The sequence below is a fragment of the Microbulbifer sp. ABF4_148 genome (genome assembly GCF_056158985.1).
The window spans coordinates 1,994,516-2,020,333 of the sequence record NZ_JBSWUI010000001.1 but is presented as its reverse complement, the minus strand read 5'-3'; the positions used below and the strand labels follow the sequence as shown (position 1 = coordinate 2,020,333).

General features: G+C 55.1%; 25 protein-coding genes. 12 read left to right on the top strand and 13 right to left on the bottom strand.

The features are described 5' to 3' along the window. Positions 1–198: 198 nt before the first annotated feature. Entirely contained in the window at positions 199–2,037 is a 1,839-nt protein-coding gene (locus tag ACXAD0_RS08765) for a HEAT repeat domain-containing protein (RefSeq protein WP_475087998.1), read from the bottom strand. 188 nt (positions 2,038–2,225) lie between these two features. On the opposite strand from ACXAD0_RS08765, the gene ACXAD0_RS08760 reads away from it, so the two are divergent. The 4 genes from ACXAD0_RS08760 to ACXAD0_RS08745 all read left to right on the top strand — a co-directional run bounded on the left by ACXAD0_RS08760 (position 2,226) and on the right by ACXAD0_RS08745 (position 5,566). Continuing rightward, positions 2,226–2,882, top strand: a complete 657-nt coding sequence (locus ACXAD0_RS08760) for a hypothetical protein (RefSeq protein WP_475087997.1) — start codon at positions 2,226–2,228, stop codon at positions 2,880–2,882. Between the two features lie 95 nt (positions 2,883–2,977). Further along, entirely contained in the window at positions 2,978–3,694 is a 717-nt protein-coding gene (locus ACXAD0_RS08755; RefSeq protein WP_475087996.1) for an SIMPL domain-containing protein, read from the top strand. Between the two features lie 226 nt (positions 3,695–3,920). After that, entirely contained in the window at positions 3,921–4,583 is a 663-nt protein-coding gene (locus tag ACXAD0_RS08750) for a nitroreductase family protein (RefSeq protein WP_475087995.1), read from the top strand. 59 nt (positions 4,584–4,642) lie between these two features. Further along, positions 4,643–5,566: an alpha/beta hydrolase gene (locus ACXAD0_RS08745; protein WP_475087994.1), complete on the top strand. Its 924-nt coding sequence runs from the start codon at positions 4,643–4,645 to the stop codon at positions 5,564–5,566. A 104-nt stretch (positions 5,567–5,670) separates the two neighbouring features. On the opposite strand, the gene ACXAD0_RS08740 is transcribed toward ACXAD0_RS08745, so the two are convergent. The 3 genes from ACXAD0_RS08740 to ACXAD0_RS08730 all read right to left on the bottom strand — a co-directional run bounded on the left by ACXAD0_RS08740 (position 5,671) and on the right by ACXAD0_RS08730 (position 7,915). Then, positions 5,671–6,069 (bottom strand): GFA family protein, encoded by a 399-nt coding sequence (locus ACXAD0_RS08740; RefSeq protein WP_475087993.1) that lies wholly within the window; start codon positions 6,067–6,069, stop codon positions 5,671–5,673. Between the two features lie 21 nt (positions 6,070–6,090). After that, positions 6,091–7,254 carry a low temperature requirement protein A gene (locus ACXAD0_RS08735; protein WP_475087991.1) on the bottom strand — a complete coding sequence of 388 codons (1,164 nt, stop codon included), beginning with the start codon at positions 7,252–7,254 and terminating at the stop codon, positions 6,091–6,093. A 76-nt stretch (positions 7,255–7,330) separates the two neighbouring features. Next, on the bottom strand, positions 7,331–7,915 hold the full coding sequence (locus ACXAD0_RS08730) for an NAD(P)H-dependent oxidoreductase (protein WP_475087990.1): 585 nt from the start codon (positions 7,913–7,915) through the stop codon (positions 7,331–7,333). A 142-nt stretch (positions 7,916–8,057) separates the two neighbouring features. Here ACXAD0_RS08730 and ACXAD0_RS08725 point away from each other — a divergent pair, with 142 nt between their 5' ends. Next, positions 8,058–8,426 (top strand): winged helix-turn-helix transcriptional regulator, encoded by a 369-nt coding sequence (locus tag ACXAD0_RS08725; protein WP_475087989.1) that lies wholly within the window; start codon positions 8,058–8,060, stop codon positions 8,424–8,426. On the opposite strand, the gene ACXAD0_RS08720 is transcribed toward ACXAD0_RS08725, so the two are convergent. The 3 genes from ACXAD0_RS08720 to ACXAD0_RS08710 all read right to left on the bottom strand — a co-directional run bounded on the left by ACXAD0_RS08720 (position 8,423) and on the right by ACXAD0_RS08710 (position 12,480). Then, complete coding sequence (locus tag ACXAD0_RS08720) at positions 8,423–10,183, bottom strand: amidohydrolase (RefSeq protein ID WP_475087987.1); 1,761 nt, start codon at positions 10,181–10,183, stop codon at positions 8,423–8,425. The two genes, ACXAD0_RS08725 and ACXAD0_RS08720, sit on opposite strands and share 4 nt — an antisense overlap. Positions 10,184–10,448: 265 nt before the next feature. Next, positions 10,449–11,876, bottom strand: coding sequence for an ATP-dependent RNA helicase DbpA (dbpA, locus tag ACXAD0_RS08715; RefSeq protein ID WP_475087986.1), 1,428 nt, complete (start codon positions 11,874–11,876; stop codon positions 10,449–10,451). Positions 11,877–11,985: 109 nt separating this feature from the next. Next, the gene (locus ACXAD0_RS08710) at positions 11,986–12,480 is read right to left on the bottom strand and encodes a LabA-like NYN domain-containing protein (protein ID WP_475087985.1); all 495 of its coding nucleotides are present in this window, start codon (positions 12,478–12,480) and stop codon (positions 11,986–11,988) included. Positions 12,481–12,688: 208 nt separating this feature from the next. On the opposite strand from ACXAD0_RS08710, the gene ACXAD0_RS08705 reads away from it, so the two are divergent. Further along, on the top strand, positions 12,689–14,434 hold the full coding sequence (locus tag ACXAD0_RS08705; protein WP_475087983.1) for a tetratricopeptide repeat protein: 1,746 nt from the start codon (positions 12,689–12,691) through the stop codon (positions 14,432–14,434). A 91-nt stretch (positions 14,435–14,525) separates the two neighbouring features. On the opposite strand, the gene ACXAD0_RS08700 is transcribed toward ACXAD0_RS08705, so the two are convergent. Continuing rightward, positions 14,526–15,500, bottom strand: coding sequence for a DUF4862 family protein (locus ACXAD0_RS08700; RefSeq protein ID WP_475087982.1), 975 nt, complete (start codon positions 15,498–15,500; stop codon positions 14,526–14,528). Between the two features lie 377 nt (positions 15,501–15,877). On the opposite strand from ACXAD0_RS08700, the gene ACXAD0_RS08695 reads away from it, so the two are divergent. After that, on the top strand, positions 15,878–16,399 hold the full coding sequence (locus ACXAD0_RS08695; RefSeq protein ID WP_475087981.1) for an SLATT domain-containing protein: 522 nt from the start codon (positions 15,878–15,880) through the stop codon (positions 16,397–16,399). 138 nt (positions 16,400–16,537) lie between these two features. Here ACXAD0_RS08695 and ACXAD0_RS08690 read toward each other — a convergent pair whose 3' ends face one another. Further along, on the bottom strand, positions 16,538–16,687 hold the full coding sequence (locus tag ACXAD0_RS08690) for a hypothetical protein (protein ID WP_475087980.1): 150 nt from the start codon (positions 16,685–16,687) through the stop codon (positions 16,538–16,540). Between the two features lie 194 nt (positions 16,688–16,881). Between ACXAD0_RS08690 and ACXAD0_RS08685 the strand changes: the two genes are divergently transcribed. Next, entirely contained in the window at positions 16,882–18,072 is a 1,191-nt protein-coding gene (locus tag ACXAD0_RS08685; RefSeq protein WP_475087979.1) for a S1 family peptidase, read from the top strand. Between the two features lie 6 nt (positions 18,073–18,078). Next, on the top strand, positions 18,079–18,639 hold the full coding sequence (locus ACXAD0_RS08680; protein WP_475087978.1) for a hypothetical protein: 561 nt from the start codon (positions 18,079–18,081) through the stop codon (positions 18,637–18,639). A 60-nt stretch (positions 18,640–18,699) separates the two neighbouring features. On the opposite strand, the gene ACXAD0_RS08675 is transcribed toward ACXAD0_RS08680, so the two are convergent. Beyond that, positions 18,700–19,584, bottom strand: coding sequence for a dienelactone hydrolase family protein (locus ACXAD0_RS08675; RefSeq protein ID WP_475087977.1), 885 nt, complete (start codon positions 19,582–19,584; stop codon positions 18,700–18,702). Positions 19,585–19,839: 255 nt separating this feature from the next. Between ACXAD0_RS08675 and ACXAD0_RS08670 the strand changes: the two genes are divergently transcribed. The 3 genes from ACXAD0_RS08670 to ACXAD0_RS08660 all read left to right on the top strand — a co-directional run bounded on the left by ACXAD0_RS08670 (position 19,840) and on the right by ACXAD0_RS08660 (position 22,151). Further along, positions 19,840–20,811: a hypothetical protein gene (locus ACXAD0_RS08670; protein ID WP_475087976.1), complete on the top strand. Its 972-nt coding sequence runs from the start codon at positions 19,840–19,842 to the stop codon at positions 20,809–20,811. Between the two features lie 98 nt (positions 20,812–20,909). Beyond that, the gene (locus tag ACXAD0_RS08665; protein ID WP_475087975.1) at positions 20,910–21,677 is read left to right on the top strand and encodes an SIMPL domain-containing protein; all 768 of its coding nucleotides are present in this window, start codon (positions 20,910–20,912) and stop codon (positions 21,675–21,677) included. Between the two features lie 51 nt (positions 21,678–21,728). Further along, a complete protein-coding gene (locus tag ACXAD0_RS08660; protein ID WP_475090348.1) occupies positions 21,729–22,151 on the top strand; it encodes a DUF6010 family protein in 423 nt (140 codons plus the stop codon). 96 nt (positions 22,152–22,247) lie between these two features. Here ACXAD0_RS08660 and ACXAD0_RS08655 read toward each other — a convergent pair whose 3' ends face one another. The 3 genes from ACXAD0_RS08655 to ACXAD0_RS08645 all read right to left on the bottom strand — a co-directional run bounded on the left by ACXAD0_RS08655 (position 22,248) and on the right by ACXAD0_RS08645 (position 25,800). After that, positions 22,248–22,916, bottom strand: coding sequence for a DNA-3-methyladenine glycosylase I (locus ACXAD0_RS08655; protein ID WP_475087974.1), 669 nt, complete (start codon positions 22,914–22,916; stop codon positions 22,248–22,250). A gap of 77 nt (positions 22,917–22,993) precedes the next feature. Then, positions 22,994–24,364, bottom strand: coding sequence for an SLC13 family permease (locus ACXAD0_RS08650; protein ID WP_475087973.1), 1,371 nt, complete (start codon positions 24,362–24,364; stop codon positions 22,994–22,996). Positions 24,365–24,483: 119 nt separating this feature from the next. Further along, complete coding sequence (locus tag ACXAD0_RS08645) at positions 24,484–25,800, bottom strand: type II toxin-antitoxin system HipA family toxin (RefSeq protein WP_475087972.1); 1,317 nt, start codon at positions 25,798–25,800, stop codon at positions 24,484–24,486. Positions 25,801–25,818 lie beyond the last annotated feature (18 nt).

Genomic DNA, 25,818 nt, shown 5'->3' with positions numbered 1-25,818 from the left:
CGACTCAACAAAGCGTGGGTTTAAAAAACTACGGCAAACAAACCTTCATTCTGACCCATAACCCAGATATATCTCGCTACGGCGGGTACATTTCCATTTCAATTGCCGAGACCAGCAATCAGGCTACATTGAGCAAAACGATATACAGAAAAACGAACGATGTGCGCTCCAAAGCAACCACCTCAACATCGGGAATTCCTACCGCGCCTGACCGCACTCTGCCATACGCATGTTGCCGTCTTGCGAAAGCAAAACAGAACCACCACCGAATGTATTGATTTGCAACTCCCCGGTTTCAACAAAGTAAGACGTGTCAGGGGCGCCAGGCAAGACACGCCAGGTATCGGCTTTCCAGCTCCCATCAGACCGCCTCATCACCTCAAAAACTTCGCCACTATTGAAACTCAGATGCGCAAGACCAGTCACAACAATGTACCGGTCACCAAATCGGTAAATATCCTCGACATTCTTTTCCATGATCAGGTGAGACTCGCCAGCATCATCAACGAATACTAATTCCCCACCCCACTCACCGCGATCGCTTCCTGCCAACCAACCACCTTCGACCTTAAGCGCTTTGTCCGGAACCTGTCGAACCTGTTCGCGCACAACTGCCAGGTTACCTTCTCGAATCACTATGATTCCATCGGGGTCATTCGCTCTTTGCTCTGCCTCGTCAGCCGCTGTGTAGCCCTCGATTTCTACCATGTAAGCTAACGCATTTAGCTTTTTTGGTGCATTGCGATAGTATAGTTTTTCGTCTCTAGCCTCTGACACGATGTCCGCTTCATTAACGGCACATGATTTTGTCTGAAAGTGGGAGTAGTCAAAAAAATCCATCGCGAAATTCAAACCTTGACCAGCGTGCTCCTCCTCTGAAACTGTATCGGCGAAGTTTGCCGCATCACGGACATAAGGATGCCAATGCTTTTTAAAGGCCGAAAGTAGAGCCTGTTCCGCTTGTCCTCCCCCAATCTCCTTCAGCGACAGCGCAGCCACCAGATTCAAAACAACATCTGACTCATCCTCCAACAGATCGATGAGCCTTGGCACTGCCGGCGCATATTGCAAATAGCCAAGGGCCCTGGCCGCACCAACCCGCAACTCCCGGTCTCGGCTATCGAGAAGAACTTCCACTGCCGGACCGGCATCCCAGCCATTCGCTCCAATTTCAGACAAGTCGCGCAAGGTCAAGATGTCCGGATGCTCTGTCAGCATTTGCGCGAAAACCCGACCAGCGAATTTGGAGTGAATGCCAATTAGTGCTCTGTCGACACAATGAGTGAGGTTTGGCTCACTTTCTCTCAGGCGAAGGAGATCACTCTCTACGGTAATTCCCTCTGGCCCGAGAAAGCCGATCATGCAAACCATTCCTGCCCGGTCTTGTGCAAGTAATGCATCGGAAAGGGATTCGATAATGGTGGTAGCTGCCGAAGCTCTGGCACGAGCGTCCATCTCCCCCAGCGCATATCCAATCAGGTAGTGTTGATTGGTAGGACAGCCTTTCTCACACAAGGCCTCCTGAATAAGAAACGGTACTGCCCGCTCACCACTACGTACGACCGCAAAGGTAATTTGATTTCCGCCGGCTTCACCTTCTTGCAGGTAGCGAATCACCGCTTCTCTCGCCGCATCAGGGTGGTCTATTCTTGCCAGTGCCACTGGCAACCAATCCAGTGGCTTACCGCTATCCAGCGCTGCCAAAATATCAGGTAGATGCTTCGGATCAATTTCCTGCATTTCACGCAAAGCCACTGCGGCGACTTGGGCTACATCGATATCCGTCTGTGCCAAAAGGGGGACCAGCTTGTCGGCACCGTCGCCACCAAATTGACTGAGCCGTCTGGCCACCTCCCACTCCTTGCTCGAAACACGGGAGTACGAGGCTTCCGCAGGCTCAGCCACATCAAACAAACGCACTATGCAAGCGTCAAGATCAGGACAATCATCAACTGGCCGCTGAGGCTCTACTGACATCGCCTGAAACGATACAGAAGCAAACAGCGCAAAAAGCCAAATTCCCTTAAATCGACTCACAGACATTTTCCGATACCGGTTAAAATTTGCACAAACCAACCTGTCAGGTGACTGATCGATAAAATCCTATAACTATTCGGTGAAATTGGATAGCCAGCCACAATTCACCATGGCGCCCTCAATTGACGCCCCCCCTGGTATTCCGCTAACTTCATGCTTTCTCCAATAATTAAAATAAGGAGTCTGTCATGTTCTGGGAACCTCATGATCCTGCGAGCTACCTCATTCACGTGGTTCTGGGGACTGCAGCGTTAATTGCCGGCATTATCGCCATAGGCACTACCAAAGGCTCGGATGTCCATATCCGATTCGGTAAGGGTTTTGCCTACCTGATGATCCCCGTCGCACTCTCGGTGTTCATCTTTATGACCGAGCGTGTACTACCCCTGGCGATCCTGATGTCTCTGGCAGTGCTTTATGCCATCCCCAGTGCTATCAATGCGTTCCGCGATAAACGTAGTGCGGAGTGGTGGGACCGCCTACTGGTTGTGATTCCCCTCTTGCTGTGTGTATTTGCGGGGCTTACGCTGTTCCGCTCACTCTCGGGCGCTCCCGTGCCATCAGTCGGCCCGGCCATCTTATGCACCACCTTTGGCTTTTTGCTGTTTCAAGACATTGGCTTCTTGCGTAATCGCCTTCGCGCCCAGTCCTACCGTGTACGCAGGCACCTGACACGGATGATTCTCGCCTTCACCTTCGCCGCAATGTCGATCTTGCGAGACGGCATCGACTTGGGCCTGACCATTGAGCAAACCGTGATTTACCCCATGCTCGTCGCATGGATCTGCATCGCCTTCTGCTACAGAAAGTATGCGCAAGAAAAGCTGGATCCAGTCACCACCTGATTGCGCTCCAACGTAAACTCTGGCGGCGCCGGGCAGGTCACCTGACTACCCGGCCTCCCCGCCGCAGCCTAACGACAATTTGAGCCCTAGACACTATGAGATATCTACTGCTGACGGTCTCCCTGCTTCTGGCCAACGTTTGCTACTCCGCAAACTTGCCTGACTTCCCCTTTGTCGTATCCCGTGGTGAGGCAGAAAAAGAGGTGCCGCCAGATGAAGCGGAGGTATATATACATCTGACTTCCTTTAACAAAGACTCTGCAACTTCCCTGTCCGATCTGGAAACCGCCTTTGATAAAGTACTGTCGATCGTCGAGAAGCATGGATTTGATCAGCGCAACATCGAAGCCAAGGATATTCGCAAGGAAACCAAGCGCAACAGAGACAAGCAGTACAATCGACTCGAGATACTTGGCTATGAAACCTCGCGGGGTCTCGTACTGAAGATCAACAAGCTCGAGCACTATCCGATGTTGATGAGCGACTTGATCTCTGTTGACAACCTCACCGATATACAAGCGCGCTTCGACACCACGAACCGCGAGGCATATGAAACTGAGCTGACGCAGCTCGCGGGGAAAAATGCCCGAGAAAAAGCTGAAATCGCAGCGAATAGCCTCGGAACGCGCGTGATCTCTGTTTATGCGATTTCACAGGAATCAGACTTCGGGAGCTTCTTCGCCACATTCGGCGCGATGGATCAACAGGTATTTGCGGAGATGGCCAGCGCCGGCGCCGCACGATCCCAGATGTTCGTACCCGAAACCATTACCCTGCAAAAGCAGATTAATGTTGTTTTCCGCATCAAGTGAAGGTAGCCAGTGCCAGTCCGGTTGTGGGATTCAACCGCCTGGCACAATCCTCAGAGTAGATGCCATGCAATCCTATATACAGGATCCGTTAATAGCGAGTGCATGGTAACCAACCTTGATTAGTCCAGCATAACCGCCAACATCTGACGCTTACCGAACAAAGCCCTATACTTGGCCAACCTTTAGTGTAAAGCTGCTCCAAAAGCGATGAACAACAGAGGCATTTATGTCCGTTTCTTCTTCTATCGAGTCCCGATTTTCTACCCGCGCCTTTAAAGATACGCCGATCTCCCCCGAATTGCTCAACCAGATCTTTACCCAGGCCCAGAAGGCCCCTTCCAACTGCAATGTACAGCCGTGGAAAATCTTTGTAGTTTCTGGGGAGAAGAAGGACCAGCTCAAGCAGCAGTTCATTGCCGAGCTCATGAAGGGCCAAGGTCCCAAGCCGGACTTTAACTGGCATGTGAAATTCGAGGGCGTTCACCGGGAACGACAGTTTGGCTCCGCCAATGCGCTTTACTCAGTCATGGGTATTGCACGCGAAGATAAAGCTGCGCGAATGACGGCAATGGCACGGAACTGGGAGTTTTTCGGTGCTCCGCATGCTGCATTCTTTGTCATGGATAAGTACCTGGACATTATGGGTGCTGTCGATGTAGGCATTTATGCACAAACGCTCGCGCTGTTACTGCAGGAAAACGGGCTAGCCAGCTGCTTCCAGGGCGCACTCGGCCAGTTCCCTGCCCCAGCAAGAGAAATGTTTGGTTTGGATAAGCATCAGGGCATCCTGTTCGGCATGTCGTTCGGCTACCCGGATGAGACTGCACAGGTAAATACAGCACGTACCGATAGAGCAGAGCTTACCGAAGCCGTCAGCTTTATTGGATAAAAAGATTCATTTGCGCAGACTAACTTGTCTCGAGCCTTTCCCATACAAGGAAGTCAACATTGACGTATCGCCATTCAAAACTACTCGCTATCGCACTGATCATATTCACATTAGGCGCTTGCGATGCGAAACAGCAGCAACCAGCGAATGCTGAAAAAGAACACGCTGAACGCACCGTACCGCTGAACTTCCTCCCGGCACTTACCGGCGATTACTTTCGACTGGACTCCGAGGTTGTCGGTCGGCCATATCACATTTATGTCCGTTTCCCAGAAGGCTACGACAAGTCAGCGGATATACGCTATCCGGTAGTCTACTTGCTGGATGGCGACTCCATGTTTCCGGTGCTCGCTGGCAATCATCTGTTTCTGCACTATGACGATATGATCCCCGAGGCGATTGTGGTCGGTATTGCCTATGGCTCCTTTGAGCCCAGCATTAACTACCGTGATGTTGACTTCTCGACACTGACCAAGGAGATGGCACGTAGCGGCGGCGCTGCTGCCTTCCACCAGTTCCTCGAACAGGAATTATTACCGGAAGCGGAAGCGCGCTACGCGATCGACCCCAGCAAACGCATCTTGTACGGACAGAGCCGCGGTGGCTTTCTGGCCCTGTACTCGGCTTTTAACCATCCCGATGTCTTTTGGGCTCGTATTGCCGGAAACCCCAGCTTTCGCCCCGATATCGAACAGTTTTATGCCGAGCCAACGCCCGCAGGACGTGACGACCTGAAACTCATCGTCGTCAGTAGCTCGAATGATCGTTACGAATTCAAGCGCAAGTACGCTCGAGAATGGTATGACCACTGGAAGAACCAAAGCAATATGCCCTGGTCCATCACGTTCCATACCATTGAGGGCGGCACGCATGCTGCGAATAGCCCGGACACCTATCGGCTGGGGCTGAACACAATCTTTCGCGACGAGGTGGCCGCCGCGCGCAAGGCAAGGCAGCAACCTGTCGCCACAACTTCACATTGACTGCTGAACGGAAGTTTCAATTAGAGGCCATTTCTTATTAATGGGCCTCTTTGGTCTACAGGGAGGCTGAAAGGCCTCCCGAACATCGCTGGACCATCAGTATTTCATCGCTTGGGCAATGAATCATTGACATCCACAATGCGACGATCGTAGAAGAAGTGGGCGTTGGACTGAAGTTCGCCGGGCAATTCCGCCCCGTTACATTTCTGGTAAAGTAACTGCGATACCAGCTTCCATCCCATTGCATTGGTATTGTATAAAACGTCCCCGCAAACCTGACAGAAGATGCGCTTCATCTTCTTACTCGGATGCTGGAATTCCACCACTTCGCCTTCACCCCGCTTAATATTGACCCGTTCACCTTCCCACGCCAGCACTGAGTGATAAGGCACTTGCAAGAGATCACGGCAATCCTCGCAATGGCAAAAGGCATGCACTTTCGGGTCACCTGCCATCGCGACTTCAACCCTATTGCAGTCGCAATGAACGCTATGTTGTTCCATGGGTTTTCTCCTTGTTGAAATTTAGCGGTCTCGTGATTCCGTAGCCGGCCGCTCCGGGGATTCCAGATACTCGCTGACATCGACCGTCAGAATGCGCCGAAATGTCAGGTAAACGTAGGTCAGCATGCCCAGTGTCATACCGATAAGTGAGTATTCCAGTCGTGGCAAAAAGCTGCTCGCCACGGTTATGGAAAGACAAATCAGTGTGTTAGTGATAATCGCACTGCGCCAGGGCGGAAAGGCATACCAGTATGGGATTTGCTTGCCGAGGTAAAACAGCAACAAACCGGTAACAGCCAGTAAACCAAACGTGGGGCGATCCAGGTCACCAAGAATGGCGTGCTGAATCATGTTCGCCAAAATGAGCAAGCCCATACAGACCAGCAAGTTGGGGTAGATCAGCGCGTTACCGGTGACAAGGCGTTTGGCTTGTTCGAGCTTGGCGAAGCTATCGAAATAAACCCACCAAATGGCACCGATTAACAGGAAACCCGTTGCCGTGGAGACAATGTCCATCGTATCCCAAGCCTGATTATTCAGTGAGGCCACTATTGCGATAATGGACTCCCCCAGAATGATGATGGCAAGCAAGCCAGTTCGTTCGACCAGATGCTCGCGATCCACAGGACAGATTTTCTGTTTATGACGAACAGAAATCTGCCAGCCAGCGTCGACCATCAAGCCGAGATAGAACACAAAAAACTTGGCCGGGCTGGGCAACCAGATTGCACTCAGGCTGATCAGTCCTCCCACAGCAATCGCCAGTGCCAAATCTTTGGTAAAGGGGACACTATTGCCAGGATCCTTGTACTCACGCCAGTAGCGGTATGCCAGCATCCAGCGCACCAGCACATAGAGCCCCACAAAAGCGGGAAAGCTCTGATTCAGGCTTTCTTCTGCGAATGTCGAGAACACCACCATAATTGCCATAACCGTCAGGCTGAACAGGCGATGCTCGCGACTATCGGCGTCGAACCGGTTGGCATACAGCGTATGCGTCATCCAGATCCACCACACTGGAATAAACACCAGCGGAAAGCGCAATAACTGCTCGATTCCGATATGCCGGTCATGGGTATGGGCCAGGTCATGAGCGACGACACCAATCACCGCGACAAAGACGAGGTCAAAAAACAATTCCAACCAGGTCGCATGGCGCCCTTGTGACCGATATAAAGTTTCCATATCAATCTCTCCGGCATCCCGTGTAGTGCGAGCGCACTGGCCCAAACGCGGTGTTCAGGCGATTACCTCGACACAATTAGAATTGCGATTCCAGATGTGCAGCAAAACGCTGGAAGTCCCTTTCCGCATCGGCATTCTTCATGACATCAAAACAGGCAAAGGTGTCCAGCGGCTCCATGCCGAAGAAGCGAAAATTCATATGCATTGGTGCGAACAGATCATCGACGCTCATGCCCTGAAACAGGTATTCGCGGTCATCATTGAAGGCCTCTTCAGGTGCATTGAACGTGAGCGACAGCATGTACTTTTTGCCATTCAGCGTACCGCCTGCACCGTAGTTCTCCTTCGGCGTATCTGCGTGACGGCCATCGCCATTGCATAGCGCCCCGGCCATTCCGGCCGTGTACACCTCGTCCATGTACTTTTTGAACGTCCAGGGCACCCCCATCCAGTTCACCGGAGACTGCAGCACAACCGCGTCAGCCCACTGGTGACTCTCCAGTTCTCTCTCTACGTCCCAACCGTTGTCGATTACAACCATGCGCGTGGCATAGCCCTTGGCCGCGAGCTGCTCCTGAGCATGACTGACAAGGGAGGCGTTCAGACGCCCCTGGGCAAACGGGTACTGATGGTGGGCATTGATGATGAGAACGTTTTTCATCCGGGTCTCCTGGTTTGATCTAGGTTACTAAAGTAAACCAGGTGTATTATGGTAACCTTTCGACAGCCTTCAATTAGTTTACTTTTGGTAACCTGCCAGTCCGGCAATCACAATGGTGGAGATACGCATCGGGAGTCGCGAAGTGGGAAATGTAAGAAGTCGTGTAGAAACCGATAGTCACGGACGCAAAACGGCCATCAGCCCCTGCCTGGAGCCCTGTGCGATCGAAAAGGGGATGCGGCTGATTGGCGGCAAGTGGACCGGCTCGATCATCTATCACCTGAAGGACGAACCGGTACGCTTTAACGATCTGGTCAGGATGCTGGGTGGCGCCAGCAAGAAAATCATCGATCAGCGCCTGAAGGAGCTGGAATCACGGGGCATGGTAGTCAGGGTGGTCATCAGCGAGCGCCCGGTTGCCGTGACCTATAGCCTCACGACATTTGGACGCAGCGCCCTGGATATTCTGGAAAGCCTGCGGGAGTGGTCCGAAAGCCATGACCTCCCTTAGGGAGAATCCCCGGATCCCGCTTCGTAAGTGAACTTGCCATTCATCATGGTCGCCATCACTTTTGTGGAGCCAATTTCCTGCGGGTCCACGTTTCTAAGATCCGTTTCCAGTAGTACGAAGTCCGCCAGCTTACCCACTTCGATAGAACCGACCTTGTCTTCCATCCGCAACAGATACGCCCCACCCAGTGTGTGGGCATGAATCGCTTCTTCCAGCGACAAACCGGCCTCTGCCCCACCGAGCTTGGGTTGCTTGCGCGTGGTCACACCAAATCCCTGGCGGGTGACCGCCCCCTGCAGGGTTTTGAGCGGTTCATACGTCGGCGCGTAGGCGGCGACCGGCCAATCCGAACTCAACGTCAAGCGCGCGCCAGCATCCAATACCGGCCTCGCCGGAAACAGACGATTAAGCCGCTCTTCGCCGACGCGCAACCGCGCGGTAGTGTCTGTGAGTGGGTCCAGCCCCGCCCACGACAGCTGCATATCTGCAGAGATATCCGATTCCTTTAACCGCTTCAGGTCGTCCGGATGGATCAGCCATGCGTGGGAAACAGCGTTCCTGCGGTCGCGCGCGGGATTGGTGGCAATCATTCTATCTACCGAGTCGATCAGGCGACGCACTGCCAGGTCTCCGAGACAGTGGCAGAAGACATCAAAGCCCTTTTCATCTGCCCGCGTAACAGCATCGGTGACAATGTCGTAATCGATAATGGGCGTTGGCTTCGCCTCGGGATCATCCGAATAAGGGTCAACCAGTAAGGCCGTGCGCGTCACCTCATCGCCATCCATGTTGACCTTGAGCTTTTGTATCTGGAGCAATTCGGAATCGTATTTATCCCGATACTCTTCCAAAAACGGGATTGGATCGACTTCGCCATTGTTCCAGTAATAGGTGGCGACAATACGGAACGGGAGCTTTCCACCCTCTTCATACTCACGAATCAGAGAAAATGCATCGTCATGCTCGACCCCCTGGATACCGGCATCCAGCACACTGGTGACCCCGGCGGCAGCAATCTTTGGCATCCACTCCTCCATACCGGAACGGGTGTAATCCACGCCCAGATCGAGGAGTTTTTCCAGGGTATAAATCTGCGCGGGCACCTCGATAATGTATCCCGTCGGCGTGCCGTCAGGATTGCGTTTGAAGTAGCTGAACCCCGGTGCCGGATCCTTGGTGTTTTTGTCGATTCCCGCAGCTTCCAGTGCTTTGGAGTTCACCCAGGCTTTGTGCCCGTCGACGGCCCATAGAAAAATGGGACGTGTAGAATCAATTGCATCCAGATCCGCCGCCGTGGGGTCTCTGTCATCCCAGACATTAAAACGCCATCCGTATCCGGTGATGACCTCGAGGTCCGGGTTCTGCTCGGCGTACTCGCGTATACGACGAAATAGCCCTTCCCGGTCGTCGGTCAGTAGATTGACGCCTCGAGCGATCAAGGTGCCTGTGGCCAGATGAATATGTGAATCCACAAAACCGGGCAGCAACATGCCACCCTGCATATCGACCACCCGGGTATTCTCACCGATCCAGGCCTTCGCGCCCTCGGAAGTGCCCACGTAGCGGATCTTTTTGCCCGTGACGGCCACTGCCTCGGCTTCCGGCTGTGCTGGATTGACGGTAAATACCGTGCCATTGGTAAAGACGACGTCCGCAGTCTCCCGCTTGCCACCACAACCACTCAATGACAACAGTGCAGCGAATACCAGGAACACGACGATTGCAAAGCGGGGCATCAGCGAGCGGGCATCCTGCATTAGAAAGCACCTTCCATTGGTGTTGGCGTGATATGCCGATGGTACGGACAAGCAATAGACCGTAGCCGGAACCAACCCGGCAAACCGATCGGCAGTTGGCTGGTATCCAGTCTTTATCCGGGCCCTGCTACCTGCAAGTGGGCGAGCGGGAACAAGACGCCAATCTCGACATATCACCGGGCTAGCGGTTGTCCTGCGTCATACATACCATCTTCAGGAGGAACTCTTTCTCTGACTTCTTCTGGGAGTATCCGTCATGCAGGTGCTAGACGCGGATCATACGCACCCGAAAGCTCCGCCCCTTGAGCTTGCCCTTGCTCAACTTAGCAATCGCTTTGCGCCCCACCTGGCGTTTCACCGCGACATAGCCACTGAAATCAAACATGTGGATCTTGCCGATATCCGCGCCAGCGATTCCGCCATCGCCCGTCAATGCGCCAACAATGTCACCCGGGCGCACTTTTTGTTTTTTGCCACCATCAATCTGCAGGGTCACCATGTCGGGGCGGACGGGTGGATCGATCGTGTCGGACTCAGGCAGCGTTGAGATATCAAACTCCTGCCCCAGCAGATCCTCCAGCCGACTGACCTTGTAGCTCTCTTTTTCACTGACCAGGCTGACGGCGACACCTTCCTTGCCGGCCCGGCCAGTCCGGCCAATGCGATGTACATGGACTTCCGGATCGCGGGACAAGTGGTAGTTCACTACCAGGCCCAGCTCCTCGATATCCAGGCCTCGCGCGGCGACATCCGTCGCCACCAACACCGAGGCGCTCTTGTTGGCGAAACACACCAGTGTTCGGTCTCGATCCCGCTGCTCCATGTCCCCATGCAATGCCGACGCCGCATAGCCGGCGGACTTCAGATAGTTAGCTGCCTCAACGGTCTCGGCTTTGGTATTGCAAAATACGACCGCCGACTCGGGCCTGAAATACGCCATGACCCGACTCAGTGCTTCGGGCCGGGCCTCGTTGTTTTTTACCCGGTAAAAGTGCTGCTCGATACTGGCATGACTGTGGGTGGCGGCAACCTGGACCTTGACGGGTTGCCTGAGCACCCGCGATGCCAGCGACTCGATGCTCTCCGGATAGGTTGCCGAGAAGAGCAAGGTCTGACGCTGCGCTGGCACTTCCGCAAGAATCTTGTCGAGGGTCTCCTTAAAGCCCATGTCGAGCATCCGGTCCGCTTCGTCCAGTACCAACGTACTGACATCATCCAGACTCAGGTTCCCCTTGCGCACGTGGTCCTCAATACGCCCGGGCGTACCCACCACGATGTGCGCACCATGCTTGAGCGAACCAACCTGGGGACCGAATGGCATGCCACCACAGAGGGTGAGCACCTTGACGTTGTGCACCGCACGGGCCAGTTTGCGCAGCTCACGGGCCACCTGGTCTGCGAGCTCACGCGTGGGACACAACACCAGCGCCTGCACCCGAAAGCGCTTTACATCCAGGTTGTGCATGACCCCCAGACCAAACGCCACGGTCTTGCCCGATCCGGTCTTGGCCTGACCAATGACATCCTTACCCTCCAGCATGGGCGGCAGGGCAGCCGTCTGGATGGGGGTCAGTTCGGTATAGCCAAGATCACCCAGGTTCTTGCGCATGGCGGCGGAGAGCGGGAGTGAAGCGAAGGCGGCAGGCGTTCCGGTAGTCGCGGAACCCCATGGATTGTTTGGCTTGTCTGACAAGGTCGTGCCCCAGGTTGGGTGAATCACCCGTGGTGTAAGGAATCTGTGCAACTTGCGCAGGCCAACGAGAGGAAGCCCGCGGTGCCCGCGGGCTGCATTCTATGGATATCTAGGTTGATCGGCCAGCCGGAGACAACAACAGGCCCTGATCAATGGGAACATAGCGCGAGGCGGCGTCGATCAGGGACTGTGCCGTCAACGCGGGTACGCCATAGACCTCTACATCCGTTTGCAACCGCTGTCGTACCCGGTCGGCCAGCAGATCGAAATCACCGTCTCCGGAAGCCAGCACCAGGACATCCGCAGCGGCGGCGTATTCCATCGCATCCAGCGCAATACCCACATCCCAGTCTCCCTTGGAAGAACCATCAGCGCGCTGGATATAGGGCTTCAACTTCACCTCAAACCCAATGGCCTTGAGAATATTCTGAAACTGACGCTGCTTCTGGTCACCCCGGTCAATGGCGTAGGCAATCGCCTTCACGACCTGCCTGTCCCTGGTGACCTGACGCCAGAAGGTGTTGTAATCAAAGTTCTGTCCGTATGCCTGCCTGGTGGTGTAGTAGATATTCTGCACGTCCACCAGGATGGTGACTTTTTTCACCCGCGCTCTCCCGCCTTGCTTTGGCCGCGTAGCATAGTGCCTTGCCCCGTTCTTGTCTCACTTGCCACGCCGCCCAACAGGACAAACTGCACGACCGCTACACGACTATCCTTGAAGTAAACCCGCGCTCGGCCTATCGCATCCCGGCCGCACTGCGCCGGTTCGCCCTGCGGTTTCAAGCGCCAAAAACCCTACTTTGGAATGCGTCATGAACAAGCTTCTTGTGTCATTCGTTTTGCCCCTGCTCTTACTCAGTGCCTGCAGTCGCGAGGCATCGGATACCGCCAACAAAGGAGAGTCATCGACCGCGACCTCTGCCCCGCCGCAGAGCACGCCCCCCGCAGTCGACAAGAAACCCGACCCGGAGCTGGTCGCGCGCGCCGGTGCCCCTCTACTGCGGGGCTTAGGCAACTTTACTCATCCGATCACCACCAACGATCCCGGCGCGCAGCGCTACTTTGACCAGGGCATGATGCTCACTGCAGGGTTCAACCATGCAGAGGCCATTCGGTCCTTCCAGGCCGCGCAACGGCTGGATCCCGACTGCGCCATGTGCTTCTGGGGAGAAGCGCTGGCGCTGGGTCCCAATATCAATGTCACCTCCCGCGGACAGGTCGTAATGCGCGGGGATGATCGGATAAAGGCTTACAATGCCATTCTCAAAGCGCAGGAGCTGGCAGCAAAAACTACACAGAAAGAACAGGACTATATCCAGGCACTATCCACCCGCTATGACGGCGATCCGGAAAGCGATCGCCACCCGATGGATCTCGCCTATGCCGAGAGCATGCGCCAGCTTGCCCACAAGTATCCCGACGATGATGATGCCCAGGCGCTGTTCGCAGAAGCCATGATGAATACCATGCCGTGGGACTACTGGCTGGACGGAAACAATCCTAAACCGGAAACGGCCGAAGTCATCAACACCCTCGAAACGGTAATGGCGCGCAACCCGCGTCACCCGCTCGCGCTGCATCTTTATATCCACGCCGTTGAAGCGTCCTCAAAACCCGAGCGGGCAGAAACAGCGGCAGATACGCTGGCCGCTCTTGTACCGGGATCTGGACACCTGGTGCATATGCCCTCGCACATTTACTGGCGTATAGGCCGCTATGAAGATGCCTCCGAGGCGAATGTGCGGGCAGCCAAGGTGGATGAAGACTACATCGCCCAGTGCAATGCCCAGGGCTTCTACCCCGCCATGTACTACCCCCACAACATCCACTTTTTGTGGGCCTCTTCCTCCATGGAAGGTCGCAGCGAAGTGGCCATCGCAGCGGGCGAAAAGGTCGCCGCCAATGTCAGGCTCGATCAGATCAAGCAATATCCGGTGGTGGAGTTCTTCCAGACCATTCCATTGCTCTCGCTGGTACGATTCGCGCGCTGGGAAGATATCCTGGCACGACCGGCCCCTCCGGAAAACCTGCAATATTCCAACGCTATCTGGCACTACGCGCGTGCGGTCGCCCTGGCCCGTACTGGCAAGCTTGAGGCGGCTCAAGCCGAGATCGACGCCATGCAGCCCCTGATGCAAAATGAAGCGATCTACTTTCTCGACGGTAGTGACTACCCGGCAACGCATATTCTGGGTATTGCCGAGCTCCTCGCGCGCGGCGAACTTGCCCTGGCCAGGGGCGACCGGGACACGGCCATTCTCGCGTTTGGCAAAGCGGTCGAGATACAGGACCAGCTGCCCTACACCGAGCCCCCTTTTTGGTATTACCCCACCCGACAGTCGCTCGGGCATGCGCTACTGCAACAGGGAGACTTTGCCAATGCCGAGGCGGTATATCGAAAAGATCTGGAACAATATCCGCGTAACGGCTGGTCTCTGAAAGGCCTGAGCCTCGCGCTGGCAGGACAGGGCAAACAAGAAGAAGCCAGGCAGGCCGAGAAACAATTCGAGACCATCTGGCAGCGCGCAGACGTGAAACTGGACAGCTCGGTGCTTTAACACGTACCGCGCAAGAACAGCATTCTTTCTACTAGATGGGGACTTGCTGCACCCCGGCCGGCCGTCACAGACCGGGGGCGGTGAGAGGTATTTAGCGGTCGGATGTCGCCATGATTTCATCCAGGATATGCAGGGCATCAGACACGTGCGAGAGCCGATCGGCAACACTCATGCTGTCCGGCCGCACAGCGATTTTGACTCCGACCACGTCGAGCCTGGAAGCCGCCGCTGCTGAGAGGCAACGCTGGAACTCGGTCTCAGTCAGCAGGGATGTGGGCTCGAAGGCGCCGATGCCAAACGCCTGCGCAGGTGGCATATGCGTATCGCGCCAGGCTCCATAGGCGCTCTCCTGATCGGACGCGCCCGAAAACATCAGGCCTTTGAGTAAACCCGCCGCGCGCGCCGCCTCGATATGTCGGACAGGTCCGTCGACACTACGTGCCTCAATGGCAGAACGCCCCCAGTTAACGCAAATACTGATCGGTGCACCACCCGCCTGCCGGGCTTGTTCAATCGCAGCAATTTCTGCCTCCAGCGGCAAAAAGCCCTTGGCTGGTGCCTGCCCTTCGACATGCGCGTCACAGTGTTCCAGCACCAGTGCGGCCCCGTCCCAGTCCCACGAAGCCAGGGTCTGCAGTGAGGCCGCCAGCGCATCGGCGTCCGGAGATCCCGCCTCGGTTACCCGGGGCGATGCCTGTATCAGAATGGCGCTGACCGCCTGACGTCCGAGGTGTCGATTCAGTCGGTGAATCGCGTTGCGCGCTTCCTCGAAAAATGCCAGCGCGGCCTGACGTCCGGCTTCATCCGCGGAAGCCAAACCAAACTCGGCATTTTTTCCCAATCGCTGCATCACGCCGGGCATGGTGGTGAAAACAAAATCCCAGGTCGGATCAATCGTCGAAAGAAACCAATCCTCGTCCTCAGCGTGCAGTGTGCCGGTAAAGGGATGCTCCAGACCACGCACATTGGACATCCCCTTCAAGCCTTCGAAATACGCCGTCTGCAAAGCAGGATCCCAATGATCAGTAATTGGAGCAGTGGCATAGGCGCCGACAAAGTACTTCATGGTGCAGTTCCGATCGTAAAATTTTCTAATAAATGGCCACCGGGGTGTGGCCGCTGCAGCTTAACATCAGAACCCGACCCGCCAGAACGCCGGCGCTCGCTTTTTTTCAGAATTGGTATGACCGCTACCCGCCTGAGAGAAAAACACTTCCGCAACATTCGATAACCGCTATCCAAACCTGCAGGTATTCTCCGGGAAAAGCCCCGGCGATTACGTAATGCTGCATCAATGGAGCAAATTAAGGCGTCATAATCGACGCAGGGTTTGCTGTCACGATTTCAGAGCATGGACATTCACCAATAAAATAGAGTCCACAACACTGGCCTTCTCGCACTACTTGAGGCCTTCAGCCCGTTGAATCGTGCCAGGAGAGTTCTATGGACGACATTGCCATCAGACCGGAACAACGCAGTGACGTGGATCATGAATTACATAAAGTCACCCACTTATGGCTGCAGCGCGCTCAGGTTTCCCAGTGCGCCCACTATGACGCCGCCAATTTTTATGAACGCTTATTCCTGACACTGGGCTGCCTGGTTGTCGCACTTTCTGCAATTATCGGCAGTACCGAAGTACTCCTCTCCTCCGAGACGATTTCGCAATTGGGCCCCGACGCGGTCAAATCCGTATCCGGGGTCATTAGCCTGGTAGTGGCGATTCTCGCAGGCCTGCAGACCTTTCTGAAGCTCAGCCAAAAGTCAGAGAATCACCGTGTGGCGGGCGCCAGGTATGGCGAGGTACGGCGATCCCTGGAAGAGCTCGATATCCTTACGGCGGAATCCCTGTCCGCATCGAAGGAGGAGCTGCACAACATCAAGCAGAATGTCGATGATCTGGCACTGCACTCTCCAGAGCTGCCGAACCATATTTTGAGGCGGCATGGTGGTACCGACGCGTAGCCTGAATGAAGCGTTTGAATACTCGCAGGTATTACGGCTAGCGATCGGGGCATTTTGGGTAGCTCTCCGCGGAAAAGGTTCTGAGGTGCGCTTAACAAGCCCATAAGGGTTGCGTGGCAGCCAATCGACAATCCCGATTCATCCCAACGTCATAACGGCGATCGCCTCTTCCAGGGACTCCACTGACATACGCGAACCATCTAATCGAATCGGCCCCACGGATTCTTCCGGATACTTTTCATACAGAGCGAGGATGATTTTCAACCAGACTGCAGAATTTTCAGCCAACAATGAGCTCGTAGTTCATTAAATACAGCTTATACAGGTCCGCACTACGAATAGTGGATACTCTCAGTCCACTTTAAACGGTAGACATCCCCTAATGTCAGCTAGAAAATACTGCGCTTGAAAGACCAAGCTGCAACATCCTGCTGAATGGGGAAATAATGAAAAAGTCTCTGTATTTGTGCTTAGCGTTTGCGATGAGCATTCTAGTTGGTTGCGCCCACACCGCACCGAAAGAAGCTTCACAAATCCGTGTTACTACGGTGCTCAATCAGGAAATTACTGTTCCGGTTGACCTGAAGGTTGGCTACTACGTACATGAATCCAAGCATCATGGTGCCCTCTTCACAGCGAAGGGACTACGAGCGCTTTCCACTGTGGGCCCAAAGCAGTTTGATGCGGCAATGGAAGGTGTGTTCTCCGAATATTTCACCTCCATTGAGCCTATCGAAAATGACACAGAATACGATCTGGTATTCCGCATCGGTTCTGACCTCGAAATTACCTCCTGGCCGAATTACATCGCCAACCTGACCATCGAGGTTCACGATATTCATACCGACAAGGTATACAACGTCACCAGCCGCAAAATGACCACCAGTGGCAATGTTTTCGATAAATTCGCTATTTACAATGTTTACGCCGGCGCGCTGAAGGAAGGCCTGTTTAAATCCCTCAACCTGATCGGTCCGGCGGGTATCGAGACTCTGGTCCAGAAAGAGGAGACTCCAAAACTGGATCTCTATACTGATACCCGATTCTTGAATTTCGACAAGCCCGCGTTCACCAGTTCTGGCTTTTACATCAACGACTCCGGCGAAATTGCTACCACCTGGCACGGCTTGAGCCAGTGTAAAGCGGCCAAAGTATTCGTTGGCGACCAGAGCTATCCGGCGCGTCTAAAAGACCACAGCCTGTTGCTGGATGTGGCGGTACTGGAGACCGGCAGCACTCCCGCCGCTCATGCAAAGATCGCCAGTGACAAAATCTCTGGCGCCAACCTGGGGCAGCAGATACTCGCGACCGGCTACCCGCTCGCGAATGTGCTGAGTGGCTCGCCCAACCTGACCATTGGCAACCTTAGCTCCATTGGCGGCTTGAAAGGACGCAAAGGCCAGTTCCAGATTTCCGCTCCCATCCAGCCGGGCAACAGTGGCGGCCCCGTGATCACCCTCGACGGCACTGTGCTGGGCATGGTGACCAGCAAACTCAACAATGAAGAGTCCGAAAATGTCAACTTCGCAAACTCATCACGGTTGCTGAAGCGCTTTTTTGAAGTGAATGAGATTGACTTCGAAGAAGCCCTGATCGACAAATCCAGCACCGATTTCAGCAAGGCGTCCGTGCTTTCCCAAAATTTCACCGTTCAGGTCGCTTGTTACAGGTAATTCAGCATGACTAAAAAAATATTCTCTCTGATTCTGAGCGTTTCATTTGCCATGTTCGCCCAGGCCAACGTGGAAACCCAGGCTGTTGATTACCAGCACGAGGGCCGTGAGTTCCCGCCGATTTTCTTCGCGGCGAGTGAATACAACGATGAATTGTTTAAGCTGCTGAAGGAAGAGGGTTCCTTCGAATCCATCGACAACGATGTAGGCACGCTGCCTATTGGGGTTGTCGCACTCGTCAGTAAGGAACAGAAAGCTGACGCTGCCAACTTTGCCACCCTGATGCTCTCGGCATCGACGCTGGGTATCACGCCAATCGTGGGTGGTGACCAGGTGTCGGTACAGTATTTCGTGCGCGTGCAGAATGAGGGTGTGGCTGAATTTACCTATCAGCTCGACGGTGTAGAAGCGACCAGCCTGTATAGTGCCGGCCAGCTGGACTACAACGCTGAGGACAAGCAATTTGTCCTCGACTCGCTGCAGACGTTCCTCACCGACCTCAAGAATAATGAGGACGTTCAGGAAGTGTTCGAAGAATACTATCTGTATTTCGACGAAGAGCTCTGAAACCTAAGCCATGATCACTGTCCACCCGGCGAGGGTGGACAGGGGTGGGCAGGGATACGCTTAACCGAGGTTGGCCTTGAACAATGCCAGCAGTCGATTACGAGCGCGCTCTGCCTGGGCCGGGTTATGGGCCATGGAGTCTGATGGGCACCAGCCATGCAGGGTGTCCTCGTAGACTTCGATCTCCGCTTGCTTTCCTGCCGCATCAAAAGCCTTGCGCAGTTCGACTTTCGCTTCCGGATCGCGCTCATCGTCGTTCTCGGCAATCGCCACCAGAAAACCTGCATCAATCTTTGGCACCAGACGATGAGGGCTATCCTCACGATCAGTGACCAGTCGACCGCCATGAAACGAGGCTCCCGCTCCAATCCGCTCGGGCATGTCAGCAGCCAGGCGGAACGCGTATGACCCAGTCATGCAAAAACCCAGGGTGCCGATTTTTCTGGCAACATCGACAGAAGGCTGGCTATCCAGAAACTGAACAAAAGCACGCCCGTCTCTGACCGCCGTCGCACTAGACAGAGTCCCCGCCTGCTCCCTCGCCTTCGGCCAGATAGACTTGCGCAACTCCGGGCCGATCACGGTAGTGTCGGCAGGCAACAGGCTACCCTGCATGGTGCGATAGTAAGGATTAACCACCAGAACGGAATAGCCCTCTTCTGCCAGGCGCTTCCCCATTTGCCGATACGCTGGGCGAATACCAAAAATATCGGGCCACAGGATCACACCGGGATGCCTACCGTTCGCAGGGTGCACAAAGTACGCATCGGCTTCCCCATCGGGTGTCGCAATCTTCACTTCTTTTTCAGTCAGGTTCGAAGCCCAGGCCCCAGGTAACAGGGTTGCCAATGCGGCGCCGAGTCCCAGGCGGCCGAAGTCCCGTCGGCTCAGGCCCCGGTTAAGGAAATACGCTTCCGCTTCTTTATTGCTTTGTTCGTTGCACATAGTTTTATCCTGAACGGTCTTTATTGGAGATCTAGTACTCAGAGTACGGAAATCTGGATCAACCGGTCAAACGCGCAGCGATGGATCGAGTAGCTTGCCTGAGACATAACAGCCCACCCTGCATAAATATTGCACAATCCATCGGATTCCGGCATGGTTACGCGCATCGAAGCGCAGGAAGTGGATGTCCGAGCATCGCGCAGCAATATACCCTCGTGGCCAGCTGATACCCGGCCCTGACAAGGAGAAGTCACCATGGCAGACCAGATTCCCCCGGGACCGGAAGAAAAACCCCAACAACGATCATCATCGAATCCCGAGCAACCCACGCCGTCAAATCCAGAACAGAGTTCACCGGAATCCGCTACCACGCCAGCAGAGCAGATTGGTGAACTGTTGCATGAAGCTTCGGTAAACGAGCGGGAAGCGATCAAGGAATCGATCGAAAATCTCAACAAACCATCCTTCTTTCGCCGCTTTATCAAAGAGCTCAAACAGGCAACCTGGGATCATCTCGCCAGCCTCGGGCGCAGCTTCTATGGCATCACCCTCGCCTTTGTCATTGCGGTATTAGCACCCGTACTGATGACGGGCGTGGTCTCCGATAAGCTCGAAGCCATGGATTCCAAGCTGGACAGCAATGTCAGCGGTGCATTGGAAGAGTTTGGCAACAGCGATGCCGTGAACCAGTTTTCGCTGGCGCTGGAAAACCAACTTGCACTCGCCAGCAATGGTCAGGCCAAGCTCAATGAACATGTACAGCAGTTTGAAGGGGTTTTGGCCAACTCCGGGGAGACCTTGCAGGCACAACTGCAGGCCTTCGAGGGATGGATGGGACAGGTCGATGACAACGTGGGCCAGCTGACGGCCAACCTCAATCAGATTCAGGGCCAAATGGGCAGCCTCAACAGCCTGCTCCAGCGCGCGCAACAGCAAGAGCAGGAAAACCTGTTCCGGGAACATATTTCCACACTGCAGACCGATGGACAGCGTTTTCTCGCCGCCGCCAGCCGCGCCGACGCGGACTATCAGGATCATCGACAGTGGTTGAAAACAGTCATGTATCTTACCCACAGCCTGCCGATCGCCAACGCCGACCTCAGCCTGCTGCAGGACACCATGCAAACGGTGGTCGCCGGGCGCGATGAGTTTGACACGCCCTCTTCACAAATTCAGGAAGCACTCACAATTCTCGAAGTCCTGACCCTGCTCAGCCAGGCCAGTTGATGCGAAACCGTGACACGGTTTCGTCACGGTGATACAACTATTCCCAGCAAGGCTGCCAGTGATGGCAGCCAACTTTCTATTCTGAATCCGGAGCATTGATGATGAAGCGCATCGTATTGTGGATTGCCGCCAGCCTGCTTTCGAGCCCAACACTCGCAATACCAGAACTGAAGGGCACACCTCAGGATCTGCGAGGCCTTCTCTACCCCGAGGCGCGGACGGTGGTGATTTTTGCGGAGGCTGAAAAGACCGCATATTCCGATCGCGCGATTGTCAGCCTGGTCGTCACCACAGACGCGCGCTTGCTGGCGGAAGCCATCGCCACGAACAGTCGCATTCGTCAGCAACTGGCTACTTCGTTGACCAGCGCGGGGGTTCCGGCGGACCACATCAAGAATTCCCGCTTCTCTTCCTCCCCCCAGTACGGCTGGCTTGGTAAGAAACCAAGCAGCTACAAAGTCATCAACCGGGTCGCGGTCACCATCGACAGTGAATCGCAGTTGCAGGAGATTGCACGCTTGGCCGATCAAAATGCGGAAGTGGAACTGTCCGATACCACGTTCGAACATACGCAGGAGGATGCCTACAGCAAAGAAGTCAAAAAGCTGGCACTCGCCAAGATCATGGAACAGAAAGCGGAGTATGAAGAGGTTCTGGGGGTATCGCTGGAGCCGATCGGCATTCGCTCTTCCCGTATCGACCATCGTGCCACCGCCGGTGCTAGCGCGCTGGAAGAAGTGGTGGTGACCGCAGCCCGCGTCGCTGACACATCGAGCTTTCGCCAACCGGAGCCAACGGACGCCTCGTTTGACGAATTGGTTTATGAAGCAGAGCTGTCGGTGGATTTTACAATCAAGCCCCAATAATAACTGGCTTTCCGCTTTCGATATCAAGCTCAGGCTAAGGCAATTCCCGTGATGGATATTCTGTGGTTACTACTCGGCGCTCTCGCTGCCTTGCCATTGATTTGGTGGGCCCGCGGCAAACGCATCGAAACCCAGGCGAAGCTCTTTGGGCAGGGCCTGGTTATCGCAGCCATTATCTATATCGGATTCGCGATCGCCTGGGGATCCGCCATCTGGATACTTATCGAGGGGCTGGGCGTCTTGCTGTATGGAGTCTTTTTTCTGTTAGGGAGCAAGAAAGGCGTGGTCTGGATCGGGGTGGGCTGGTTGCTGCATCCGCTATGGGATGCCGCACTGCATCTCTACGGACCCGGCAGTGAGGTCGCACCGCGCTGGTACGCGGTTGCCTGTCTTTCTTTTGACGTGGTGGTGGCCGGCTACCTCTTTTGGCTCGCAACCACTGGCCGCAAGCGAGCAACGCGGCAAACGGCGTAAACCTGTTCAGGCCGGACCCAAGCAGCCCCGCGGTACCTAGCCCCGTGGTACCTAGCCCCGTAGTACCTAGCCCCGTAGTACCTAGCGACGTGGTACCTAGCCAACAGAATAGGCAAGAATCTGGCTGATGCCATTCAGCCCCCGACCGCTCTCTGCATGCCACTCCAGCACCGCATCCTGTACGGCAGACCAATCGCGCTGCGAAGACGGTGTCTTGGTCACTACCCCCTCCCGAATCAGTGCTTGCACCATGTCAGGAGAGAAGATCAGGGTATCCACCCCCATACGGCGCAGGAAGACCTGTGCAGTCTTTCCTCCCAACCGCGAACCGCCCTTTCGCAACGCACGTAAATTATCGGAATAGCTGGCGATGTCCCAGCTGGCAAAGTAATTACCCAGGCCACTGTGTGCGCGAGAGAGCTCCAGGAAATACGTGGCATTGTCACGAATGGCCTTGGTCTTGGCCCAATGCTTGATCATCCCCTCTTCTTTCATCACCGCTTCCAAGCCGTCATCGGGCATGAACGCACAATGATGCAGATCAAAGCCGTGAAAAATCTCTTCAATGCGCGGCCATTTCTTTTCAACAACTTTCCAGTTAAAACCTGCCTGCATCACCGCCTTGGAGACTTCCGATAACCAGCGACCATTTTCGATCCGCTTCAGAGCGGCAGCAGACTTTGGCTTTTTCAGCTGCTGCTCGAGCGCACCTTCGCCACCGAAACGTTCGATCACCGGCGCTTCAATATCGCTAAATTTTCGCATGCTTCTCTTTCATCCAATTCAGTCTTATCACTCGCATTTCAAAGATCACCATCTGCACCTGCCCTGCCGATCACGCCCTATAGCAACAGCAACCAGCTAAAACCGGCAATCACCAGCGAGGCCAGCACGCTCAAAATGGCCCCTTCCCTCACCATTTCCTGAATACGCACTTTTCCTGTGCCGTAAGCAATGGCGTTCGGTGCCGTAGCAACCGGCAACATAAATGCACAACTGGCGCACATCGCAGCAGGTATCATCAGCACTTTTGGATCCAGCCCAGCAGAGGCCGCTGCGACCGCGAGGATCGGCATCAACAGCGTCGCCGTCGCGGTATTGCTGGTAATTTCCGTCAGGAATGTCACGGACAGGCACAGCAACACCAGCATCAGCCATACCGGCATCGTCGTCAGGAAGGTCAACCCATCGCCCAGCATGTCACTCAGGCCTGATGCGGTGAATCCCTTGGCAATCGCGATACCACCGGCGAAAAGCAATAGCATTCCCCAGGGAATTCGCTCGGCAGTTTGCCAGTCCAGCAGCCGGCCGCCCTTGCCATTGGGGATCATAAACATCGCTACCGCCGCCCCCAGCGCAACGGTACTGTCACCAGCCCCTTCGATACCGAACAGGCCGCTCCAGCCACCAAATGGCTCCCGCCGCGTCACCCACAACACAATGGCGACAGCGAAGACCGCCAACGTGCGGATCTCTTCCGTACGCCAGGGGCCGACCGTGGGTACCTCAATGGGTTTTTCCAGCGACACATTGCGAGTTAACCACAGGGCCATCAACGGTAGCGTCACCAGCACAATGGGAATACCGATTTTCAGCCAGTCGAAGAAACTGAATTCATAGCCGGTAAACTCCTCATAGATCCCCATAAAAATCACATTGGGAGGTGTGCCCAGCGGGCTACCGACTCCACCGAGGCTGGACGCATAGGCAATCCCGAGTACCAGCGCAATGGTCAGTCGATGGTTATCGGCGCGGTTCAGAATCGCGAGTGCAATCGGCAACATCATCAGGATGGTCGCGGTATTGGATATCCACATGCTGAGCAAGCCAGCCGCGAGCATAAACGCCAGTACCATCCGGCGCCCGCTGGAAACTCCGACAATCCGCAACATATACAGTGCGAGCCGCTCATGTGCGCCACTTTTCTCCAGTGCCGTCGACAGAATAAATGCGCCCATCAGCAATAAAATGACATGACTGCCCAGAGAAGACGCGACCAGCTTGTGATCGGCAACCCCAAACACCGGCAACAGTACAAAGGGTACCAGCGACGTGGCTGGAATCGGCAGGGCTTCAGTGATCCACCAGATCACCGTGAGCAGCGTGATCGCTGCCGTAATTGCCGGCAGGTATGCCATACCCGATGCCGTCAGGCCGAAATAGAAAGCTGCGGCCAACAGTGGCCCCAGCGGAATAAATAATCGCCTCGTCACGCTCTCTCCAACTTCTTATTCTTTGTCTCGCTCACAAGCCATGTCAGGCCAACTAAATGTGGGGGGATGGTACTACAGCCATCGCCAAGCCAGCGGAACCAGCCCGGGCCGAGGTACACTTACCGCCGCGAAAAGCGACGATGGTTCCCGGCAATTTCCTGCATCACGTCTTCGCGTACGCCCGCCTGCTCGGCAAAGCGGGGCCAGCCTGCCACAGCTTCACCCACCTCTTCGATCAATGCCACCGGCTTTTTGATACTGATTGACTCACCAACAGCGATCAGATCTTCCAGTACAAAATGATCGCGTTTGCCGTTCAACGTCATCTGGTGCTGGCTCGTCCATTGACCACCGGGATTATGGGCATAGGTCAAGTCAAATGCGGGAGACAGCGCCCACTGCCCGTCACGGCTCATCGTGAAAGCGGTATTTTTTGTGTGGTCATCCTGGTTACGCGCCAGTACATTGAAGACCATACGTCGGTATTGCTGGATCGCCTCACTTTTCGGCAGCCCCAGGGCACGCATGACCGAAAAGATCTGCTCGTAGGAGTGTGCTCCCGCCTGATTGAAATCCAGATGCCCGAGACCACAAAGCGACAGCATGTGGACCTTTTCGGTGCCCGCCTCCGCGGTAACGCGATCAAATCGACGGGTCATAAAGTGCGCACGCCCCCCCTCCTGTAACAGGCGGGACTCCGACATCTCAATTCCAGCGGCCTGTGCCATCAGGTAGTAAGCATATTCAATGCGCCCGAACCCCTGTGAAGCACCCAGCTCAATATCGTCGACACCGTCAAACTTCAGCAGCCAGTAATCAAAGCCGGGGGGCGCCGGGACTTGTCCGGAACGCACATCTCCGCTGCTGTTAATGGCGATCACCGCTTTCGCGCGCGCGCCGCCGGCACTGGTCCCTACGCGGAGAATATCTCCCAGGGCATCGGCATCTGCGCCCCCGCCATTTCCAAATTGCGATGTCAGACCGCGCTGGCGGTGGGTTACCTGTTGGGCCAGGGCCACCAGCTCGGCAATCTCAACCGGTGCCGACTCCCGAAAACGGTTATCCACGGCCGGTTCAAATTCCAGCGCACCCATGCCACGTGTTCCGGTGTAACAGAGCCGCTCGATTGGGCTGAACTCGGCGGGCGTCCGCCCCTGCCGCGCCAGCCAGGCATCAATAATCGCGTTACCAAATTTGTCCGGCAACGCATCCGCCAACAATCCCGGAAGCCCCCGATAGGTTTCACGACTCAGCCCGGGAAAAGAGAACAGGGTTTGTCCCCCATCCGTGGGCATGAACAGAGGCGACACTTCGAGACCTGAATGGGCGAACTCCGGATCATATTCGAACACGCCATAGCCGTTGGGGTGCCAGGACACCGCCCCAACGCGCCGCCCCCACATGCGCACAATGGCAGTTTCAATACGCTCAACCATGTATCTCCCCCGATAGAT

Excerpts from the sequence above, each read along its gene's own strand:
- ACXAD0_RS08760 (WP_475087997.1), top strand. The coding sequence starts at position 2,226 with ATGTTCTGGGAACCTCATGATCCTGCGAGCTACCTCATTCACGTGGTT.
- ACXAD0_RS08755 (WP_475087996.1), top strand. The coding sequence starts at position 2,978 with ATGAGATATCTACTGCTGACGGTCTCCCTGCTTCTGGCCAACGTTTGC.
- ACXAD0_RS08750 (WP_475087995.1), top strand. The coding sequence starts at position 3,921 with ATGTCCGTTTCTTCTTCTATCGAGTCCCGATTTTCTACCCGCGCCTTT.
- ACXAD0_RS08740 (WP_475087993.1), bottom strand. The coding sequence starts at position 6,069 with ATGGAACAACATAGCGTTCATTGCGACTGCAATAGGGTTGAAGTCGCG.
- ACXAD0_RS08735 (WP_475087991.1), bottom strand. The coding sequence starts at position 7,254 with ATGGAAACTTTATATCGGTCACAAGGGCGCCATGCGACCTGGTTGGAA.
- ACXAD0_RS08730 (WP_475087990.1), bottom strand. The coding sequence starts at position 7,915 with ATGAAAAACGTTCTCATCATCAATGCCCACCATCAGTACCCGTTTGCC.
- ACXAD0_RS08720 (WP_475087987.1), bottom strand. The coding sequence starts at position 10,183 with ATGCAGGATGCCCGCTCGCTGATGCCCCGCTTTGCAATCGTCGTGTTC.
- ACXAD0_RS08705 (WP_475087983.1), top strand. The coding sequence starts at position 12,689 with ATGAACAAGCTTCTTGTGTCATTCGTTTTGCCCCTGCTCTTACTCAGT.
- ACXAD0_RS08700 (WP_475087982.1), bottom strand. The coding sequence starts at position 15,500 with ATGAAGTACTTTGTCGGCGCCTATGCCACTGCTCCAATTACTGATCAT.
- ACXAD0_RS08695 (WP_475087981.1), top strand. The coding sequence starts at position 15,878 with ATGGACGACATTGCCATCAGACCGGAACAACGCAGTGACGTGGATCAT.
- ACXAD0_RS08685 (WP_475087979.1), top strand. The coding sequence starts at position 16,882 with ATGAGCATTCTAGTTGGTTGCGCCCACACCGCACCGAAAGAAGCTTCA.
- ACXAD0_RS08680 (WP_475087978.1), top strand. The coding sequence starts at position 18,079 with ATGACTAAAAAAATATTCTCTCTGATTCTGAGCGTTTCATTTGCCATG.
- ACXAD0_RS08675 (WP_475087977.1), bottom strand. The coding sequence starts at position 19,584 with ATGTGCAACGAACAAAGCAATAAAGAAGCGGAAGCGTATTTCCTTAAC.
- ACXAD0_RS08670 (WP_475087976.1), top strand. The coding sequence starts at position 19,840 with ATGGCAGACCAGATTCCCCCGGGACCGGAAGAAAAACCCCAACAACGA.
- ACXAD0_RS08665 (WP_475087975.1), top strand. The coding sequence starts at position 20,910 with ATGATGAAGCGCATCGTATTGTGGATTGCCGCCAGCCTGCTTTCGAGC.
- ACXAD0_RS08660 (WP_475090348.1), top strand. The coding sequence starts at position 21,729 with ATGGATATTCTGTGGTTACTACTCGGCGCTCTCGCTGCCTTGCCATTG.
- ACXAD0_RS08655 (WP_475087974.1), bottom strand. The coding sequence starts at position 22,916 with ATGCGAAAATTTAGCGATATTGAAGCGCCGGTGATCGAACGTTTCGGT.
- ACXAD0_RS08645 (WP_475087972.1), bottom strand. The coding sequence starts at position 25,800 with ATGGTTGAGCGTATTGAAACTGCCATTGTGCGCATGTGGGGGCGGCGC.